The following is an 18,522-nucleotide window of genomic DNA, read 5'->3' as shown; positions in this document are numbered from 1 at the left end:
TAGCGCCCGATCTTCAGCGGTGCGCCTTTCCTTGAACCATGACGTGAGGAGATTGAAATGAAAGCCATGATCAAGCGTTTCGTGCGCGAAGAAGACGGTGCAGCCGGCGTGGAATACGCACTGCTGCTGGCCTTTGTGGCTCTGGTGATGGTGACCTACGGCACCACCGTCAAAACTGCGGTCGGCGCCATCTGGAATTCGATCGCAACCCAGCTGTCGACGGCCGCCGCCTGAGCAGTGCCAGTGCGCCCAGGTCAGGTCCGGCAGCCCCGGGCCTGATCCGGCCGAATACACGCTGGCCCGCGGCACCCGATGCCGCGCGGACAGCCAGAACAATCGCCCGAGAGGAACCCGAGATGACCACCATGACAAGCCTGAGCGCCCTGGCGAACCTCAGCCTGATCGTGCTCATCGTGATGGCCGCAGCGAGCGACGTGCGCTCGCGCCGCATCCCGAACTGGCTGGTGGCATCGGGCCTCGTGGCTGCGCTTCTCGCGCAATGCCTCACACAGGGCTTCACCGCAGGCGCGCTCGCCTGGCTCGGTGGCGCAGCGGTCGGCATGGGACTTTGCATCGGCGTGTACCTGCTCGGTGGCATGGGCGCCGGCGACGTGAAGCTGATGGGCGCGATCGGCGCCTTCATGGGGCCCTTCGGCGCCTTCCACATTGCCTTCGTGAGTTTTCTGGCAGGCGGGGTGCTCGCGCTTGCCATGGTGTTGCTGCGCCGTGACGCGCAACGCTCGTTTGCAGGGGTTTCAACGCTGCTGATGTCGCTGCCGTTCGGTGGCAAGGCTGTGCCTTCGCCGGACAGCGGGGGCAAGCGCAGCGGAACGATCCAGTTGCCGTACGCGGTGGCGTTTGCCGCAGGCACGTTGCTGGTGAAGTGGGGAGTGTTGTAGCCGAGGGAGAAACACCTGACGCGTGCCGATGCGGTGCAAGACAAGCACACGGCGTCGCCGCAGCCAGCCTGACGGAATGAACGCCACCAGGCACGCGCCAGACACACAAGGCAATCGAAGGACCACGCAAGAACGGTCCGGGACCGGGGAGAAGTGACATGCGTCAATCCAGTCGCACCATCGGGCAAGCCAGGACCTGCGCGGCGCCCCATCGCCACGCCTGTGGGCCGCGTCCATCCTGGCACCCACCACCCTCTTCTTCTTCGGCTGACCGGCGCCTTGGCCGGCCGTGCATGCCCGCCACGTGTCTTCGGACCAAATGGCGGTGGGATTGAGAACCATCTGAGTGGGGTTGGGAAATGAAAAACCTGCGCATTCTCTCCATGTTGCTGATTGCCACGATCGCCGGCCTTGCGGCGGTGGTCTTCGCCTCGCGCTGGCTCACGCAGCAAAGCAGCAGCGGCATCACCAAGGTGGCGGTGGCCGCCGCCGACATTGACCTGGGCCAGCGCCTGTCGCCGGACTTCGTCAAGGTGGTGGACTGGCCGACCGCCAGCCTGCCGCCGGGCGCCATCTCCGACACGCAGGCGCTCAGCGGCCGCGTTGTCCGCGCAAGCCTGACGCGCGGCGAGCCGGTGCTCGAATCGAAGCTCACGCCGCAAGGCACCGCAGGCGGCCTGTCAGCGGTCATTGCCGATGGCAAACGCGCCATCACCGTACGGGTGAACGACGTGGTGGGCGTGGCGGGCTTCGCGCTGCCGGGCAGCTACGTCGACATCATCGTCAACACGCTGAGGGACAGCAAAGACGGCAAGCCGGTGGCGGGCGATCGGTCCGACCAATCGATCTCGAAGATCGTGCTGGAAAAGATCCTGGTGCTGGCCGTCGCGCAAGAGGTCAACCGCGACGACACCAAGCCCAAGGTGGTGAACGCCGTCACGCTAGAAGTCACGCCGGAACAGGCTGAGAAGCTGGATCTCGCACGCAGCGTGGGCACGCTCTCGCTGGTGCTGCGCAACCAGATCGACCCGCAACCCGCCGATACCAACGGCGCGACCAAGAGCACGCTGCTCAAGGAACCCGCGATCACGGCTGCAGTGGCGGTGCCGGTGGTCAAGACAGTGCAGGTGGTACGCCACGTGGCCGCTGCGCAGCGCGCACCCGGCAACTGCATCGGCGTGATTGCCGGCGTGGATCACGGCGCCGAGTGCTTCTGAAGCGAAGTGGCACCGCTGACGCGCACACAACGATCAACAAGAAAACAGGAAGAACAGACCAAAGGCCCCAGGAAGAGGGCCCCGGCACGGTCACAGGCAACACAACCGGCCTTGTCTTGCAGAACAACCAATCTGGGGGATCACCATGAACCGACTCATCACGCAACGCGGCGAGACACGCTGCATGGGGACGTACATGAAGGCGACTGCAACTGCAGTGGCCATGTTGGGGGGACTTTGGGCAGGTGCGGCGCACGCGCAGGCCGGTGTGGAATCCGCCATCCTGACCAACAACGCGGCGGCGCCCGTCAAGCCGATGCGCATGTCGGCCAGCGGGCCGATCCAGCTGACCATCGGCAGCGCAAGCAACGCCGAAGCCAGCCGCGATTCGGCACCCAAGGGGCCGAACTGCACCGGCGCCATGCGCGAACACAGCGAGGTGACCGTCCCCATCGGCAAGTCGACGATGGTGCAGCTGCCCGAACCCGTACGCAGCCGCACCGTCGGCAACCCGCGCGTGGTGCAGGCGATGCTGGTGTCGCCGCAGACGCTGTACGTGCTGGGGCTGGAAGTCGGCTCCACCAACATGATCGTGCAGGGCCGCAGCGGATCGTGCACGGTGATTGATGTGTCGGTGGGCGCAGACCCTGCCGGCCTGCAAGCCGCACTGCGCCGCCTGGTGCCGGGCGCGAAGAACGTCGAAGTCTCGGCCGCCGCCGACAGCATCGTGCTGGGCGGCACGGTGAGCGATTCGGTGCAGGCGCAGAAGATCGTCGACATCGCCAATGCGTTTGTCACGCGTCAGTCGCGCGGCCCCGTGCGCGAAGAAGGCGGCGGTGGTCAACAAGCCACCGGCCAGATGAATGCCGGCGGACAGAACGGCGCACCGCTGCGCAGCCCGCGCATCATCAACATGATGGCGGTCGAAGCCCCGCAACAAGTGATGCTGGAAGTGAAGGTGGCGGAAGTCTCCAAGACCCTGATCGACCAGATGGGCTCGGCGCTCAACGTTGCCGGTGCCTTCGGCAGCTGGTCGGTGGGCGCGCTCGCCAACTTCCTGTCGGGCTCCAACGACATCGTCAACTTCAGCAAGAACAACCGCCTGCCGCTGAAGTTCGCGCTGGATGCGCAGAAGGGTGACGGGCTCGTCAAGGTGCTGGCCGAGCCGAGCCTGATGGCCATCAGCGGACAGGAAGCCAGCTTCCTTGCCGGCGGCAAGGTGTTCATTCCGGTGGCGCAAGGTGCCGCTGTGGGGGGCACCAGCACGGTCATCCTGCAGGAAGAAACCTTTGGCGTGGGCCTGCGCTTCACCCCCACCGTGATGGAGAACGGCCGCATCAACCTGAAGGTGTCGCCGGAGGTGTCCGAGCTGTCGCCGACGGGCGTGGCGGTGACTGCGCCCAACAGCAACAACACGCAGATCCTGCCGCTGATCACCACGCGGCGTGCCTCCACCACGCTCCAGGTGCATGACGGCCAGAGCTTTGCCATCGGCGGGCTGATCAAGAACAACATCACGGGCAGCCTCAAGGCCATCCCCGGCGTTGGCGAGCTGCCGGTGATCGGCGCCCTGGCGCGCAGCACGAGCTTCCAGCAAGACCAGACCGAGCTGGTGTTCGTGGTCACGCCGCGCCTGGTCAAGCCGCTGCCTGCCGAGTACCCGCTGCCGACCGATACGTTCGGCCAGGTCAACACCGGCGAGATCCTGCTCAACGGCAACATGGAAGGCCACAAGGCCAAGCCGGCCAAGGCACCGGCCGCCACGGCAGCACCGGCTTCCGCACTGCCGGCACCGAAGGCGGCCGCAACCGCAACCGCAACCGCAACGGCCGCAGCCGAACCTGTTCAAGCGCCAGCCCCCACCGCGACCGCACCTGCTGCAGCCGACACCGCAGCCGACGCGCAAGCACCCGCCGCCGCTGCGGCACCCGCAGCACCGGCCGACAACGGCACACCGCCCGCGCCTGCCGCCATGGCGCCGGCACCGGCCGCGCGCCGTTTCGTGTCGATGGGCGAACAGCCCTTCCATGACTGACCCAACCGCACAACCTTCAAGGAGACGCATCATGAACATCACTTCGAAGCTGGCGCGGGCGGGACTCTGCAGCGCAATCGCTCTCACGCTGGCCGGATGCATGACGACCACGCCCGAGTACGACAAGCACTTCGGTGAAGCCCTCCGCTCGGTGCAGGCCATGCAGACGCTCAACCCGAATGCCTCGGCCAACACCGACCCGGTGACCGGCGTGGACGGACGTGCCGCCACCGCCGCCATGGATCGCTACAACACGCAGTTCGTCAAGCCGTCGGCCGATGTCAGCGCCTTCACGGTGGGCGTGGGATCGGGCAGCAGCCTGAATTCGCAGGACCGCTAGATCGCACTACGCAAGAACGCAGAAAGAGGAAAGCGCGCCGCCGCCCGCGGCGCGTCACCAGACGCTCACAGGAGCCAGGCCATGGCCAAGATCGCTCTCGTATCCGCCGACGAATCGCACCTGCAATACCTCGCAGGGTTGATTGCACAGGCCACCAGCCACGTCGTTCAGCGCACGTGCGCCGCTCCGGCCCAGGCACTCGGGCAGCCGGGGCTTGCGCAGGGCGCGGATCTGCTGATCCTCGAAGCGGCCAGCTTCAGCACCGACGACATCCAGCAACTGCGTCGCCTGACGACGGACCGCCCCGACACGCTGTGCATGCTGTTGACGGAGAACCCGTCTGCCGACCTGCTGATGCGTGCCATGCGCGCTGGCGTGCAATGCGTGCTGCCGTGGCCGCCCGACGCGCACGAGTTTCGCGACGAGCTGCAGCGCTGCACGAGCCACGCGCTGTCCGGTCCGCGCAACGAAGGCCAGGTGCTGTCGTTCCTGTCGTGCAAGGGCGGCAGCGGCACCACCTTCACCGCGGCCAACTTTGCTCACGTGCTGAGTGCACGGCATGGCAAGCACGTGCTGCTGGTCGATCTCTGCCAGCAATACGGCGACGCCGCCTTCCTGGTGACGGACCAGACCCCGCCGGCAACGCTGGCCAATGTCTGCAACCAGATTGACCGGCTCGATGCCGCCCTGCTCGATACCTGCGTCACGCATGTCGGCCCCGACTTCGACGTCCTGTCGGGCGCTGGTGACCCGATCAAGGCCGGCGAGATCAAGGCGATGCATCTGGAACGCCTGCTGACGCTGGCTGCATCCATGTACGACGTGGTGGTGTTCGACCTGGGGCAGGACATCAACCCGGCGTCGATCCTGGTGCTGGATCACAGCAGCGCGATTTACGCCGTGCTGCAACTGAACCTCGCCTACCTGCGCGCCGGCCGCCGGCTGATGGAGATCTGCAACTCGCTCGGCTATCGCGCGGAGCGGCTGAAGCTCGTCGTGAATCAGTACGACAAGCGCGTGCCGTTCACGCAGAACACCATGGAAAGCGCGTTCGGCATGCCCGTCGCGCATGTGCTGCCGTATGACCCGACCCCGGTGCGCGACTCCGTCAACCAGGGCCGGCCCGTGCTGGAGGTGGCCGAGAACAGCCAGATCAGTCGTGCGCTGACGGACATGGCGCGCCAACTGTTTCCTGCCACGCAGCCCCAGCGCGACGGCCTGCTGCGCAAGCTGTTCGGCCATGCCAACCAAGTGCCGGCGCCCGTGCGCGCCTGACGCGTGCCTAACCCATCGATCGATCGCGTGGAGCCCATCATGTCATTGCGAGAACAACTCTTTCAGCAAGCCGGCGAGGCGCTACCGCAACGCGTTGCGTACGCCAATGGCTCGAACGGCCACACCAGCGCGGCCTATCAGCAGGTGGCGCAGGATGTGCACCAGATCATCATCGACCGCGTGGAACTGAGCCGCCTGCAGCAGCTCACGCCCGAGCAGATCAAGCGCGAACTGGCGCAACTGGTCGAACGCATCGTCGACGAAGGCAAGCACCAGCTCAATGAGAGCGAACGCCGCCGCCTCGTCTCCGACGTGCAGGACGAGATGCTCGGCTACGGCCCCCTCGAACCGCTGCTGGCCGACCCGACCGTCTCCGACATCCTCGTCAACACGCACAAGTACGTGTACGTGGAACGCCGCGGCAAGCTCGAGCTGACCAGCGTGACCTTCCACGACGACGCCCACCTGATGCGCGTGATTGAAAAGATGGTGTCGCGCGTCGGCCGCCGCATCGATGAATCCAGCCCGATGGTCGATGCGCGGCTGCCCGACGGCTCGCGTATCAACGCGATCATTCCGCCTTCGGCGATCGATGGGCCGCTGCTGTCGATCCGGCGTTTTTCCGTCAACCCGCTGACGATCCAGGACCTGGTCAACTTCCGCACGATGACGCCGGAAATGGCGCAACTGCTCGATGCGATGGTCAAGGCCAAGCTGAACATCCTGATCTCGGGCGGCACGGGCAGCGGCAAGACCACGTTGCTGAACATCCTGTCGGGCTACATCCCGGCAAACGAACGCATCGTCACCATTGAAGATGCGGCCGAACTGCAACTGCGTCAGAACCATGTGCTGCGCCTGGAAACGCGCCCCGCCAACATCGAAGGCCGTGGCGAGATCACGCAGCGCTCGCTGGTGAAGAACGCACTGCGGATGCGGCCCGATCGCATCATCCTCGGCGAAGTGCGCGGTGCAGAAGCGCTCGACATGCTGCATGCGATGAACACCGGACACGAAGGGTCGCTCGCCACGATCCACGCGAACACGCCGCGCGATGCACTCACCCGGCTCGAAAACATGGTCAGCATGGCGGGCCTGCAATTGCCGCCCAAGACGATGCGCCAGCAGATCACCTCGGCGCTGACGGTGGTGGTGCAGGTCACGCGCCTGACCGACGGCAATCGCAAGCTGGTCAGCGTGCAGGAGATCACGGGCATGGAAGGCGAAGTCGTGAACATGCAGGAGATTTTCACCTTCCGCCGCAAGGGCATCGACGCGGACGGCCGCATCAAGGGCCACTTCTGCGCGACGGGCGTGCGGCCCAAGTTCTCGGAACGTCTGCAGGCTTTCGGCATCCATCTGCCCGAAACGCTGTACGACCCCTCGGTGCAATACGAGGTCTAAAGGAGAACCGACATGGACACCATGGTGATCGGTTTCACGCTCTCGGTTTTCGTGGCCATCGTGCTGGGCGTATCGGGGGTGTATCTGTGGTGGGACAGCCGCCACAGCCAGACCGCGAAACGCCTGAGCCAGCGGCTGAAGATGGCCCTGCTCAGCAGCGCACGGCACGGCGCCGACGAGAGCATCCTCAAGCAGCGCGTGCTGGCGGAATCGCCGGAAGTGGCGGCACTGCTTGGCAAGCTGCCGCGCGTCAACCGGCTCGATCTGCTGTTGCTGCAATCGGGGCTGGATTGGTCGGTCGCGCGGTTTCTGGCACTGACGCTGATCGTGCCGGTGGCGGTGGTTATCGGTATCTCGGCGCTCAATCCGCCCTGGGTGGCCTCGGTTGCGCTAGCCGCGGCGGGTGCCTCGCTGCCGTTGTTCTATGTACTGCATCGACGCACGCGCCGACTGATGAAGCTCGAAGCGCAGCTGCCGGAAGCGACCGACCTGATCAGCCGTGCGCTGCGTGCCGGCCACTCGCTGCCGAGCGCGCTGGAAATGGCAGGCGATGAACTGCCGCAGCCGATCGGCGCCGAGCTGGCGATGGTATTCAGCCAGATCAACTACGGCGTCTCGTTGAACGACGCACTCGCCGGCCTGATCGACCGCGTGCCGGTGGACGACCTGCGCTACCTGGTGATCGCCATCCTCATCCAGCGCGAATCCGGCGGCAACCTGGCCGAGATCCTGGACAACGTGGGCTCGCTCATTCGCAAGCGCCTGCAATTGCTCGACAAGGTGCGCGTGCTGTCGGCAGAGGGCCGCCTCGGCGGATGGATCCTGACCGCGCTGCCGCCCGGCATGGCAGTGGTGGTCTACCAGTTGAACCCGGAATTGATGTCCACGCTGTGGAAAGACCCGACCGGCATTCACATGATGTGGACCGCCATCGTGATGACCTGCGTGGGCGTGTTGTGGATCCGCCAGATCGTACGCATCCACATCTGACACGACATCAGCGCCACAGCGCACAGAACAGAATTCGGAGGCGGGGGCAACCCTGAACGGACATGCAGATCGCACAGACAGTCTTGCTTGGCGGCACGTTCATCATCGTTTTTGGCGCGGTGCTGGTGGCGCTCAATGTGCTGCGGCCGAGTGCGCTGCAGCGGCGTCTCGGGCAAATCGACCGTGAAGCGCCGAGCCTCGTGCCGCAGGACACCTCCAACAACTGGCTGCACAAGATCAGCCAGATCGCCAAGCCGCTCGCCAAGGCGTCGCTGCCCAAGGACGGCTGGGACGCGTCCGACCTGCGTACGCGCTTCGTGCATGCCGGCTGGCGCTCGCCGGATGCACCTGCCATCTACTTCGGCATCAAGACGCTGCTGGCGATCGGGCTGCCGCTGTTGCTGTCGATGGCGTTGCTCGGCCGCTTCGATGCCAACCACCAGAATGAGTTCCTGAGCGTGCTGTTCGGCGCCGCACTGCTTGGCTTTTACTTGCCGAACATCGCGCTGCGCATGAAGATCCGCCGCCGCCAGCGCGACATCTTCGAAGCGTTTCCGGACAGCCTGGACCTCATCATGGTGTGCGTCGAAGCGGGCCTCGGGCTGGATGCCGCCGTGCTGCGTGTGGTGGAAGAAATGCGCACCGCCCGCCCCGCGCTGGCCGAAGAGTACGAACTGCTGACACTTGAATTGCGTGCCGGCCTCGCCCGTGAAAAAGCGCTGCGCAACCTGGCCGCCCGCACCGGCGTCGAAGACGTCAGCATGCTGGTGGCCATGCTGATCCAGGCCGACCGCTTCGGCACCAGCGTGGCGGAATCCCTGCGCGTGCATTCGGACATGCTCCGCACCAAGCGCCACATGCTGGCCGAAGAACGCGCCGCCAAGATCGGCACCAAGATTCTCTTCCCGCTGATCTTCTGCATCTTCCCGTCGCTGTTTGTCGTGCTGCTGGGCCCTGCCGCCATCCAGGTGATCGGCGCACTGCGCTCGGTCGCGGCCCAACAGTAAGTCGAAGTCAAACAGCCGACCCGCCATCGCTTCAAGGAGACCATCATGCGCTCCCGTGCCTCTCAACGTAACGCGCACCGCCCTGCCCGCACGCGCAAGATGCGCGGCGCTGCCGGCGTCGAGTTCGCCCTGGTCTTTCCGATCCTGCTGCTGGTGGTGTTCGGCATCGTCGAATTTGGTGCGGCGTGGTACGACAAGGCCGTCATCACCAACGCGAGCCGCGAGGCGGCGCGGGCGGGCGTGGTGTTCAGCTCGCCGGCGCCAACGAGCACCAAGATCCAGAGCGTGGCCACCAACTACTGCCAGAACCGGCTGGTGACGTTCGGCGCCGCCTCCAACTGCACGGTCGGCGCGGTCACCACGTGCTCGGCCACCGGTAACCCGCTCACCGTCACGGTGTCGTACACGTTCACCGGCCTCGTGCTGGGCAAGCTGGCGCCGTTCACCGGATCACTGGCGATGAGCGCGCAGACCACCATGCTCTGCGAGTAACCCGCAGCTCCTGCACTGTGCGAGGTATGCCATGACCAAGCGAGCCCTTTCTCTACGGCAACGCGGCGCGGTCGGAATGATCGCCCCGATGTTGCTGGTCGTCTTTCTGTCCGTCGGTGCCATCGCCGTCGACGTCGCGCACCTGTATGTGGTGCGCAATGAGCTGCAGAACGCCGCGGATGCCGCCGCGCTGGCCGGCGCCGCGGGCCTCTTTCCGGCCAACCCGACGCCGCAATGGAGCAACGCCGTCACCAAAGGCACCAACGCTGTCACGCTGAATGCGTCCGACGGCAAGACGCTTGCCACCGGCACCGTCACGGCCGGCTACTGGAACCTGACGGGCTCCCCCGCCGGCATGCAGGCGCAAACCATCACGCCGGGTACCAACGACGTGCCGGGCGTGCAGGTCACCATCGCCCGCAGCTCAGGCAACAACGGCGGGCCCGTCGCCGGCTGGCTCACATGGGTGTTTGGTGGCGGCACGGCAGACATCCGTGCCACGGCGGTCGCCGTCATTGCAGCGCCCGGCAGCGCCAATCCTGGCGCGCTGTTTCCGGTGGCGCTCAACAAGTGCCTGTTCGATCTGTACTGGAACTACACCACCAACCAGCCGCTGCTCGATCCGTCGACCGGCAAGCCGTACGTGATCGACATTGACGCGAGCTACCCCGCAAGCAGTCCGACCTGCGCCAGCGGCGAGTGGACCGGCTTTGGTGGCGCCACCGATGCCAACACCGAGAAAGGCCTGGTCACGAGCGGCAACCCGACCACCGTCAACATCGGCGACACCATCAACATCTCTACCGGCGTGAAGACCAGCGTCTACGACGCCATTCCCGCGCTGCCCTATACCGTGACGATGCCCGTGGTGGCCAACGTCGTCCCCGGTTCCAGCTCGCCGGTGGTCGCGTTTGCCGGCTTCACCATCACGAAGATCTTCACCAACGGCACGCACTCCTACCTCGAGGGCAACTTCACGACCAACACGAAGGTCAGCGGCGGCGGTTCCGGCACCAACTACGGCGCTTATGTGCCACCGCGCCTCGCGAACTAGGCATGCAGACCATTCACGAGGAAAGCGCCATGGGCCAGTCGTCACAACCCGAACACGAGCCGCCGAAGGCCGATCGCCACTGGATCAACGCCAACACGGTGCGCAAGAGCAGCAAGCTGATGCTGGCGGTGTTCGTGCTGATCTTCGCGCTGGGCGCCTGGGTGACGAACGGCTTCACCGATACGCGCATCACCGGGCCGGCGTCGGACTTCTCGGTGTTCTGGGGCGCCTCGCACATCGCCTTGCACGAGCATCCGCTGCACGCTTACGACATTGACAAGATCATGGTGGTGATCAACCAGTACGGCACGCTGGAAGCCGGCAGCGAGCGCATTCTGCCGTGGCTGTATCCGCCGACCTTCCTGCTGGTGGTGCTGCCGTTGTCGCTGTTGCCGCTGTGGCCGAGCTACCTGCTCTTCATGCTGGCCACCGGTTGGCTCTATGTGAAGGCCACGGTCGGGCTGCTCGGCGACAAGGTCGATGCGCGTCAGCGCGCGTGGATGTCGGTGGTCAGCTCGCCGGCCGTGTTTGTGACGGTGCTGATGGGGCAGAACTCCATGCTTACCGCCGGGCTGGCCGCTACAGCCGTGGCGTGGCTCGACAAGCGGCCCGTGTTGGCGGGTGTGGCCATTGGCCTGCTCGCCATCAAGCCGCAACTGGCGCTGCTGTTTCCGGTGGTGCTGCTGGTCACTCGCGCATGGAAGACGATGGCAAGCGCGGCAGTCACCGCCGTGCTGTTCGCGGCCATCAGCATTGCAGTCTGCGGCTGGGACACGGTGCCCGCCTTCTTTCAGAGCGCGCACTGGGCCGAGACCAACCTGGTCGAACAAGGCGGCACCGCGTGGTATGTCATGCCAACGTTCCTGGCGGCGGCGCGTGCAGCCGGCATCGGCATCAAGCTGGCTTACGCGATCCAGATGTCGACGGCCATGCTGGCGCTGCTGGCCACCGCCATCGTGTGGCGCCGCACGGCAGATACGGGCCTGCGTATTGCAGCGCTGGCCACCGCCACGCTGCTGATCTCGCCGTATGTGCGTGCGTACGAGCTGACGTGGCTCGTCGTGGCGATTGCAGGCTACGTCGGCCATGGGATTCGCTTCGGCCTGTCGAGCATGGAGCGCGGGGCACTGGTTGCGGCGTGGCTGCTGCCGGTGTTCGAGTTCACCAATCCGCTCTTTCATCTGCCACAGGTCGGACCGTTCTTCCTGGCGGCGATGATGGCATTGATCGTGCACCGAACGCTCACGCACGCGCGTGTGCACACCGCAGCCAAGCCCGGCCTCTCAGCCGCAGCAGGCATGCCGGCAGCGGTCAACACAAGCACCAGCGCATAACCATCGACAGACCAGCCATAGGCCTGCACACCGTCATCAAAGTTTGGGGGAAGTCATGCAGCCGAACCATCAAGACCCACACGACACGCCACTGCTTTCCCTCGTCGTGCCGTTCTACAACGAAGGCGATGCGCTGCATCTGTTCTTCGCCCGCGTGGTGCCGATCCTGGAAGCGATCGACAGCATGCACTTCGAGATCGTGTGCGTGAACGACGGCAGTGCAGACGACACGCTCGCCAAACTCGTCGCCGTATCGCAGACCGACGCCCGCATTCGTGTGGTGGACCTGACGCGCAATTTCGGCAAGGAAGCCGCACTCACCGCGGGGCTGGACGAAGCACTTGGCGATGCCGTCATCCCCATCGACGCCGACCTGCAGGATCCGCCGGAGCTGATCCCCACGCTGGTCGCGCACTGGCGCAAAGGTGCTGAGGTCGTGCTGGCGCAGCGCGCCAACCGCGCCTGCGATTCGTTCCTCAAGCGCGTGACAGCCGCCGCTTATTACCGCATCCACAACCGCCTGTCCGACCTGAAGCTGCCCGAAAACGTGGGCGACTTCCGGCTCATGGACCGCGCCGTGGTCAACGCGCTCAAGCAACTGCCGGAGCGGCACCGCTTCATGAAGGGCCTGTTTGCATGGGTCGGTTTCAACACGGTCATCGTGCAGTACGAGCGTGAGAAACGCAGCGCGGGCACGTCAAAGTTTTCCGGCTGGCGGCTCTGGAACTTCGCGCTGGAAGGCATCACGAGTTTCAGCACCTTGCCGTTGCGCAGCTGGACGTACCTTGGCGCGCTGGTTGCCGCGCTGGCCTTCTGCTATGGCGCTTTCATCATCCTGCGCACGATGATCTTCGGCGTGGTGGTGCCGGGCTACGCCTCGGAGCTGTCGCTGATGCTGTTCTTCGGCGGGTTGCAGATGATCGGTCTGGGAATGATCGGCGAATACGTCGGCCGCATCTATGACGAAGCGAAGGGCCGCCCCATCTACTTGGTCAAGCGCCGCTATCAGGAGCGCCGCCCGCGCAGCCGCGTCCCGAGCGTCAACAACCGGCAGGTGATCCCGATTGCGAGCGCTCGCCCGCGCCAGCCGCAAGGAGAACGCCAGCGCAGCCACGCGGCACGGCGCTGATGCCGACCGGAGACGCATCATGCGACATGCAGAATCGAGCGTCATGAACGCATTGGCAGGCGTGCTTCCGCTGCCGGATCGCATGTTGCTGATCCGCGTGTTCCGCTTTGGGGTGTCTGGGGTCGTCGCCACCGGCGTGCATGTGGCGATCGCCACGGCGCTGATCAGCGGCGTCTCGGCAACGCAGGTCACCGCCAACGGCGCCGCGTTTGTCTGCGCCAATGTGTGCTCGTACCTGCTCAATGCCCTGTGGAGTTTTTCGGCCAAACCGGCGCGCGCCAACTTCCTGCGCTTCTACGCCGTCTCGCTGTTGGGCCTCGCGCTGACGCTGGCAATTTCGTGGTGCGCGCAGACATTGGGCCTGAGCTATTGGGCGGGGCTGGCGGGCATCCTATCGACGGTGCCACCGCTAACCTTCATGCTGCACCGGTTCTGGACGTTCCGCTGACGCAGCTGCTTGCTCCGGGTCAGTCGGCGTCGCCGCTGTCGCTGCCGCCGTGCGTGCGGTCGAAGCGGCGCAGCGTGTCGATGCGCTCGCGCGTAAGCGGGTGCGACGAGAAGAACGCCGAGGCGTCGTCATCGCTGGCGGCGTCGGGCTTCTTGGCGGCATCTGCCTTGCGCGTGCCGCCGTGCGTGTCTTCCAGCGCCTGCAGCACATCGGCAAACGCGCCGACGGACAAGCCGTTCTCCTGCAGCAGCAGCGCGGCATAGCGGTCGGCATCGCGCTCGTAGTCACGCGAATAGCGCAGCGTCAGCAGAGCCGCCGGCACGCCCGACAGGATCGTCGAGACATCGCCAAACAGCAGCGCCGCCGTTGCCCCGATGGCCGACGACTGAATCACCTGCCGCAACCCGTGGCGATATTCAACGTGCCCAGCCTCATGCGCCAGCACACCCGTCAGGCCATCGCCCTCACCCACCAGCTTGACCAGCGCGTCGGTCACGACGATGTCGCCGCCCGGCAGCGCAAAGGCATTCGCGCCGATGTCGGCATCCCGAAACACGATGTGATACGTGTGCGTGGCCTGCGGCGGCCGGTGCAGCGCGGCAAACCGTGCGCGGATGCGGTCCTGCTGCGCGACGGGCAGCTTGCTGGGCCGGAGCCAGCGTTCGTCCATGGCTGTGAGCGTGCTGCGCCCAAGCTGTGCCTCGGCGCGCTGCGGCACCATATTGGCCACCACCTTGGCGCCCCACGGCAAGCCGTAGCGATACCCCAACGCCAGCACCACCACCATGGTCAGCAGCGCGCCCAACGCCAGCTTCCAGCTGTTCTGCGCCAGCACGACCCACCCTTCGCGATAGCCCGTGCGATGCAGCAGCGCATTCAGCGACGTCTGCTCCGCCGGGTCGTTGACCTCGCAGAAGGCGCCGTCCTCGAACGTAATCAGACGCGGAGCATGCTTGACGCGCTCCGACACCCGCAGCGTAGACAGCGGCGCACGGCGCAGTGGCGTCCCCTCGGGGTCGAACAGCACCGCCTCGCCCGCCTCGACGGCAAGGCGCACGGGTTGCGCGCGCGAAGTACGGCCGTCGAAGTAGGTCGCGAGGATCACAGCGGGGTGCCTTTGCCTTGCAGCGCGTTTACAGCGCGATATCGATGTCGTACCAGTCCACGGTGGCGTCGCCCAGGGCGCTCACCTTGGTGGTCTCGCCGGCCACGAAGGTGTCGAGCGAGCCCGACGCAAACATCGTCACGGATTCCAGCTTGTAGCGTGCAGTGCGCACACGTGCAAACGGCGTGAACAGGCCGACGGTGATCACGATCATCACCGCGTTCGACACGAAGATCCAGAACAGCTTCCCAGCACCCACCTGGCTCTGAAAGCGGTGTGCGCCCAGCGTCGTGTTGCTCCACACCAGGTTCTGCAGGCGCGACAGGACGTACGGCGTCAGGAACAGCATCGCCGCATACATGAACAAGCCGATGACGATGAAGCCGAAGATCTGACCAATACCAGGCGCACGATGGAACGACACCCCCAGCAGCAGCGACAGCACACCAGCCACCACAACGGCCAGCACCGCCAGACCGAATGTGCGCAGATAGACGCCGTAGAAATTGCCCGGCGTGGCCGAGAAATCAAACGGCACGGTGCCGAAGCGCGTGTTCTTGTGCTGATAGCGCTTGAAACGCTGATGCGCCAGCGGCGCCAACAGGTAGAGCGAAAACACGCTCAGGATCGGCCACACCAGGAACACCATGTAGCCCTCGGCATCCTTGCCCGTAAAGGCGAAGCGCAGCCCGCGGTAGCTGGAGTTGGCCATGCGGAAGCGCAGCGAGCGTACGAGCAGCCACGGAAACGCAGCGGCCATCAACGCAAGCAGCACCAGCCCTACCGCAGCTGACGAATGGCCGAGCAGGTTAAACGCCAGCGCCAGCACGAAGATGATCGCGCGGCCCTTGAGAATGGCGATCGGGCTGCCGTGATAGTCGAAGCTGGACCCGGCCAGCTGGGTGTTGCGATAGAAATACTGCAGCGTGCGCACCTTCGCCCAGGCCGAATAGATGCCCAGCGTGACGATGGTCAGCAGCAGGTTGACGATCCAGATGCGGAAGTATTCCGAGCCGCTGCCGATAAAGCGCAGCCGCAACGGTTGCGGCGCAGCCGGAGCGGGGGCGCCGCCCAGGACGGACTCGCGTGCGATGTCGTTCATCTGTTTTCCCTTCCCTGAGTTGTTGTCGTGCCCCGCTTCAGGACGCGTATCGATATTCAACGACGCTGAGGCTCGCGGGTGGGCCGATTGTAGCGAAGCACACTGCATTGCTGCGTTAACACCGTCTTAACAAATGCAGGCAACAAAAAACCCCGAGGGCTCGCACCCACGGGGTTTTTTGCTTGGAACAGCCATCCCGGAGGATGGCCGGGCCAGGGCCGGTACGGCAAATTACATCATGCCGTCCATGCCGCCCATGCCACCCATGCCGCCCGGCATTGCCGGAGCTGCATCGTCCTTCGGCAGTTCTGCCACGGCGCAGTCCGTCGTCAGCATCAGCGAAGCGACCGAAGCGGCGTTCTGCAGCGCGGTGCGGGTCACCTTGGTCGGGTCCAGCACGCCCATTTCCACCAGGTCACCGTACTCGCCGGTGGCGGCGTTGTAGCCGTAGTTGCCCGAACCTTCGATCACCTTCGACACCACAACCGAAGCCTCGTCGCCAGCGTTGGTGACGATCTGGCGCAGCGGCTCTTCCATGGCGCGCAGCACGATCTTGATGCCGGCGTCCTGGTCAGCGTTGGCACCCTTCAGACCGGAGATCAGTGCACGGGCACGCAGCAGTGCAACACCGCCACCTGCCACGATGCCTTCTTCCACGGCAGCGCGGGTCGCGTGCAGAGCATCTTCCACGCGGGCCTTCTTTTCCTTCATTTCGACTTCGGTGGCAGCACCAACCTTGATCACGGCAACACCGCCGGCCAGCTTGGCCACGCGCTCTTGCAGCTTCTCACGGTCGTAGTCCGAGGTCGCTTCTTCGATCTGGGCACGCACTTGCTTCACGCGGGCTTCAATGTTGCGGGCATCGCCTGCGCCATCGATGATCGTGGTGTTTTCCTTGCCGATTTCAACGCGCTTGGCTTGGCCCAGATCGTTCAGGGTTGCCTTTTCCAGGGTCAGGCCGACTTCTTCAGCGATGACCTGGCCGCCCGTCAGGATGGCGATGTCTTCCAGCATGGCCTTGCGGCGGTCGCCGAAGCCCGGAGCCTTGACGGCAGCGGTCTTCAGGATGCCGCGGATGTTGTTCACCACCAGCGTTGCCAGGGCTTCGCCTTCGACGTCTTCAGCGATGATCAGCAGCGGACGGCCAGCCTTGGCCACTTGTTCCAGCACCGGCAGCAGGTCGCGGATGTTGCTGATCTTCTTGTCGAACAGCAGCACGAACGGGTTGTCCAGCTGAACAACTTGCTTTTCCGGGTTGTTGATGAAGTACGGCGACAGGTAGCCGCGGTCGAACTGCATGCCTTCCACGACGTCCAGCTCGTCGGCCAGCGACTTGCCGTCTTCCACGGTGATCACGCCTTCCTTGCCGACCTTGTCCATGGCTTCAGCGATGCGCTGGCCGATGGATTCGTCGCTGTTGGCCGAGATGGCGCCAACTTGAGCGATTTCCTTGCTGGTGGTCGTCGGCTTGCTGATCTTCTTCAGCTCTTCAACAGCGGCCGTCACGGCCTTGTCGATGCCGCGCTTCAGGTCCATCGGGTTCATGCCAGCGGCAACGTACTTCATGCCTTCGCGCACGATCGACTGGGCCAGCACCGTTGCGGTGGTGGTGCCGTCACCGGCGTTGTCGCTGGTCTTGGAAGCGACTTCCTTGACCATTTGCGCGCCCATGTTCTGCAGCTTGTCCTTCAGCTCGATTTCCTTGGCGACCGACACACCGTCCTTGGTCACGGTCGGGCCACCGAAGCTGCGCTCCAGCACCACGTTGCGGCCCTTCGGGCCCAGGGTCACCTTGACTGCGTTGGCGAGAATGTTCACGCCTTCGACCATCTTGGCACGTGCGGCGTCGCCGAACACTACGTCTTTAGCTGCCATCTTGAGAATCTCCGAAATCTTTGGATGTTGCCCGCGCGCTCAGTCAGCGGCGCCGGCAATGAGGATTGGGTTACAGGTAAGCGATGCGACGGAGCGCGTGCTTACTTTTGCACCACGGCCATGATGTCTTCTTCGCGCATGACCAGGACTTCCTGACCATCCACCTTGACGCCCTGGCCGGCGTACTTGCCGAACAGCACGCGGTCGCCGACCTTCACGTCCAGCGCGATCGCATTGCCCTTGTCGTCTTTCTTGCCCGGGCCGACGGCCAGCACTTCGCCTTGATCCGGCTTTTCAGCGGCGGCGTCAGGGATGACGATGCCCGAAGCGGTCTTGGTTTCGTTGTCCAGGCGCTTCACGATCACGCGGTCGTGCAAAGGACGCAGGTTCATACACAACTCCTCAATGCAAAGTGAGTGTTTATTCACAAAACGCGCCGCAGAACGCGGCGCCTCGGGAAAGCATCGGGGACTGGAGGTTTGTTAGCACTCCTGTCCGGCGAGTGCTAATTATAGGGACGGGGTATTACGATTTCAAGAACGGGGGGAGCAGAAGTTTGTTGTCGAGATTCACTGAATCTGGAACTTTGGTCACTCAATTTGGAACTCTCGGACGCAGGCAAACACCATCCGAGCCCACAATCTCTCTAACTTCAAATACTTAGAGCTCACTAAAGCTGCCAGACCCAACGCGGCGGCTTTTGCCCCGGCGCGGCATTCCTCGTCTGCGGAGCGTTCCTACATCGGCAACGAAGGGGGCCCGGAAATGCGGGTTTCCCCTGAAGAGGCAAGGCAGCCAGCGCGGCCGGGATATCGA

The 18,522-nt window shown here is 64.7% G+C and carries 18 protein-coding genes; 14 read left to right on the top strand and 4 right to left on the bottom strand.

The genetic code is table 11. The annotated features are described in order from the left end of the window. Positions 1–57 precede the first annotated feature (57 nt). The 14 genes from R2669_RS20385 (at position 58) to R2669_RS20320 (ending at position 13,624) form a co-directional block, all read left to right on the top strand. Entirely contained in the window at positions 58–234 is a 177-nt protein-coding gene (locus R2669_RS20385; protein ID WP_027678035.1) for a Flp family type IVb pilin, read from the top strand. A gap of 131 nt (positions 235–365) precedes the next feature. Next, positions 366–899, top strand: coding sequence for an A24 family peptidase (locus R2669_RS20380; protein WP_027678036.1), 534 nt, complete (start codon positions 366–368; stop codon positions 897–899). 359 nt (positions 900–1,258) lie between these two features. Further along, a complete protein-coding gene (gene cpaB, locus R2669_RS20375) occupies positions 1,259–2,116 on the top strand; it encodes a Flp pilus assembly protein CpaB (RefSeq protein ID WP_316873997.1) in 858 nt (285 codons plus the stop codon). Between the two features lie 145 nt (positions 2,117–2,261). Next, on the top strand, positions 2,262–4,151 hold the full coding sequence (locus tag R2669_RS20370) for a type II and III secretion system protein family protein (protein WP_316901866.1): 1,890 nt from the start codon (positions 2,262–2,264) through the stop codon (positions 4,149–4,151). A gap of 31 nt (positions 4,152–4,182) precedes the next feature. Next, entirely contained in the window at positions 4,183–4,491 is a 309-nt protein-coding gene (locus tag R2669_RS20365; RefSeq protein ID WP_147218598.1) for a hypothetical protein, read from the top strand. An 81-nt stretch (positions 4,492–4,572) separates the two neighbouring features. Next, positions 4,573–5,766, top strand: coding sequence for a CpaE/TadZ family protein (locus R2669_RS20360; RefSeq protein WP_147218600.1), 1,194 nt, complete (start codon positions 4,573–4,575; stop codon positions 5,764–5,766). 39 nt (positions 5,767–5,805) lie between these two features. After that, on the top strand, positions 5,806–7,170 hold the full coding sequence (locus R2669_RS20355) for a TadA family conjugal transfer-associated ATPase (protein WP_102064658.1): 1,365 nt from the start codon (positions 5,806–5,808) through the stop codon (positions 7,168–7,170). 12 nt (positions 7,171–7,182) lie between these two features. Then, positions 7,183–8,160, top strand: a complete 978-nt coding sequence (locus R2669_RS20350) for a type II secretion system F family protein (protein ID WP_316901865.1) — start codon at positions 7,183–7,185, stop codon at positions 8,158–8,160. A gap of 62 nt (positions 8,161–8,222) precedes the next feature. Continuing rightward, on the top strand, positions 8,223–9,167 hold the full coding sequence (locus R2669_RS20345) for a type II secretion system F family protein (protein ID WP_147218604.1): 945 nt from the start codon (positions 8,223–8,225) through the stop codon (positions 9,165–9,167). A 45-nt stretch (positions 9,168–9,212) separates the two neighbouring features. Beyond that, positions 9,213–9,659 carry a TadE/TadG family type IV pilus assembly protein gene (locus R2669_RS20340; protein ID WP_316901864.1) on the top strand — a complete coding sequence of 149 codons (447 nt, stop codon included), beginning with the start codon at positions 9,213–9,215 and terminating at the stop codon, positions 9,657–9,659. A 31-nt stretch (positions 9,660–9,690) separates the two neighbouring features. After that, positions 9,691–10,713: a TadG family pilus assembly protein gene (locus R2669_RS20335; RefSeq protein WP_316873987.1), complete on the top strand. Its 1,023-nt coding sequence runs from the start codon at positions 9,691–9,693 to the stop codon at positions 10,711–10,713. A gap of 2 nt (positions 10,714–10,715) precedes the next feature. Next, positions 10,716–12,047: a glycosyltransferase family 87 protein gene (locus R2669_RS20330; protein ID WP_430708832.1), complete on the top strand. Its 1,332-nt coding sequence runs from the start codon at positions 10,716–10,718 to the stop codon at positions 12,045–12,047. Positions 12,048–12,102: 55 nt separating this feature from the next. Further along, the gene (locus tag R2669_RS20325) at positions 12,103–13,176 is read left to right on the top strand and encodes a glycosyltransferase family 2 protein (RefSeq protein WP_316901863.1); all 1,074 of its coding nucleotides are present in this window, start codon (positions 12,103–12,105) and stop codon (positions 13,174–13,176) included. A gap of 19 nt (positions 13,177–13,195) precedes the next feature. Continuing rightward, positions 13,196–13,624, top strand: coding sequence for a GtrA family protein (locus R2669_RS20320; protein WP_147218614.1), 429 nt, complete (start codon positions 13,196–13,198; stop codon positions 13,622–13,624). Between the two features lie 19 nt (positions 13,625–13,643). Here the strand turns inward: R2669_RS20320 and R2669_RS20315 are convergent, their stop codons facing one another. The 4 genes from R2669_RS20315 to groES all read right to left on the bottom strand — a co-directional run bounded on the left by R2669_RS20315 (position 13,644) and on the right by groES (position 18,098). After that, positions 13,644–14,729, bottom strand: a complete 1,086-nt coding sequence (locus tag R2669_RS20315; RefSeq protein WP_316901862.1) for a M48 family metallopeptidase — start codon at positions 14,727–14,729, stop codon at positions 13,644–13,646. A 28-nt stretch (positions 14,730–14,757) separates the two neighbouring features. Then, on the bottom strand, positions 14,758–15,831 hold the full coding sequence (locus R2669_RS20310) for a YjgN family protein (protein ID WP_316901861.1): 1,074 nt from the start codon (positions 15,829–15,831) through the stop codon (positions 14,758–14,760). Positions 15,832–16,062: 231 nt separating this feature from the next. Beyond that, positions 16,063–17,706, bottom strand: coding sequence for a chaperonin GroEL (gene groL, locus R2669_RS20305; protein ID WP_147218620.1), 1,644 nt, complete (start codon positions 17,704–17,706; stop codon positions 16,063–16,065). 101 nt (positions 17,707–17,807) lie between these two features. Then, positions 17,808–18,098 carry a co-chaperone GroES gene (gene groES, locus R2669_RS20300; protein WP_009238929.1) on the bottom strand — a complete coding sequence of 97 codons (291 nt, stop codon included), beginning with the start codon at positions 18,096–18,098 and terminating at the stop codon, positions 17,808–17,810. Positions 18,099–18,522: the final 424 nt, after the last annotated feature.

Source organism: Ralstonia edaphi, assembly GCF_958350185.1.
GTDB classification, from domain to species: Bacteria; Pseudomonadota; Gammaproteobacteria; order Burkholderiales; family Burkholderiaceae; genus Ralstonia; species Ralstonia edaphi.
The sequence above is the reverse complement of the archived record's forward strand: the minus strand, read 5'-3'. Positions and strand labels throughout refer to the sequence as shown.

What these genes read in the sequence shown, in the direction of transcription:
- R2669_RS20385 (WP_027678035.1), top strand. Translation starts at nt 58, where the DNA reads ATGAAAGCCATGATCAAGCGTTTCGTGCGCGAAGAAGACGGTGCAGCC.
- R2669_RS20380 (WP_027678036.1), top strand. Translation starts at nt 366, where the DNA reads ATGACAAGCCTGAGCGCCCTGGCGAACCTCAGCCTGATCGTGCTCATC.
- cpaB (WP_316873997.1), top strand. Translation starts at nt 1,259, where the DNA reads ATGAAAAACCTGCGCATTCTCTCCATGTTGCTGATTGCCACGATCGCC.
- R2669_RS20370 (WP_316901866.1), top strand. Translation starts at nt 2,262, where the DNA reads ATGAACCGACTCATCACGCAACGCGGCGAGACACGCTGCATGGGGACG.
- R2669_RS20365 (WP_147218598.1), top strand. Translation starts at nt 4,183, where the DNA reads ATGAACATCACTTCGAAGCTGGCGCGGGCGGGACTCTGCAGCGCAATC.
- R2669_RS20360 (WP_147218600.1), top strand. Translation starts at nt 4,573, where the DNA reads ATGGCCAAGATCGCTCTCGTATCCGCCGACGAATCGCACCTGCAATAC.
- R2669_RS20355 (WP_102064658.1), top strand. Translation starts at nt 5,806, where the DNA reads ATGTCATTGCGAGAACAACTCTTTCAGCAAGCCGGCGAGGCGCTACCG.
- R2669_RS20350 (WP_316901865.1), top strand. Translation starts at nt 7,183, where the DNA reads ATGGACACCATGGTGATCGGTTTCACGCTCTCGGTTTTCGTGGCCATC.
- R2669_RS20345 (WP_147218604.1), top strand. Translation starts at nt 8,223, where the DNA reads ATGCAGATCGCACAGACAGTCTTGCTTGGCGGCACGTTCATCATCGTT.
- R2669_RS20340 (WP_316901864.1), top strand. Translation starts at nt 9,213, where the DNA reads ATGCGCTCCCGTGCCTCTCAACGTAACGCGCACCGCCCTGCCCGCACG.
- R2669_RS20335 (WP_316873987.1), top strand. Translation starts at nt 9,691, where the DNA reads ATGACCAAGCGAGCCCTTTCTCTACGGCAACGCGGCGCGGTCGGAATG.
- R2669_RS20330 (WP_430708832.1), top strand. Translation starts at nt 10,716, where the DNA reads ATGCAGACCATTCACGAGGAAAGCGCCATGGGCCAGTCGTCACAACCC.
- R2669_RS20325 (WP_316901863.1), top strand. Translation starts at nt 12,103, where the DNA reads ATGCAGCCGAACCATCAAGACCCACACGACACGCCACTGCTTTCCCTC.
- R2669_RS20320 (WP_147218614.1), top strand. Translation starts at nt 13,196, where the DNA reads ATGCGACATGCAGAATCGAGCGTCATGAACGCATTGGCAGGCGTGCTT.
- R2669_RS20310 (WP_316901861.1), bottom strand. Translation starts at nt 15,831, where the DNA reads ATGAACGACATCGCACGCGAGTCCGTCCTGGGCGGCGCCCCCGCTCCG.
- groL (WP_147218620.1), bottom strand. Translation starts at nt 17,706, where the DNA reads ATGGCAGCTAAAGACGTAGTGTTCGGCGACGCCGCACGTGCCAAGATG.
- groES (WP_009238929.1), bottom strand. Translation starts at nt 18,098, where the DNA reads ATGAACCTGCGTCCTTTGCACGACCGCGTGATCGTGAAGCGCCTGGAC.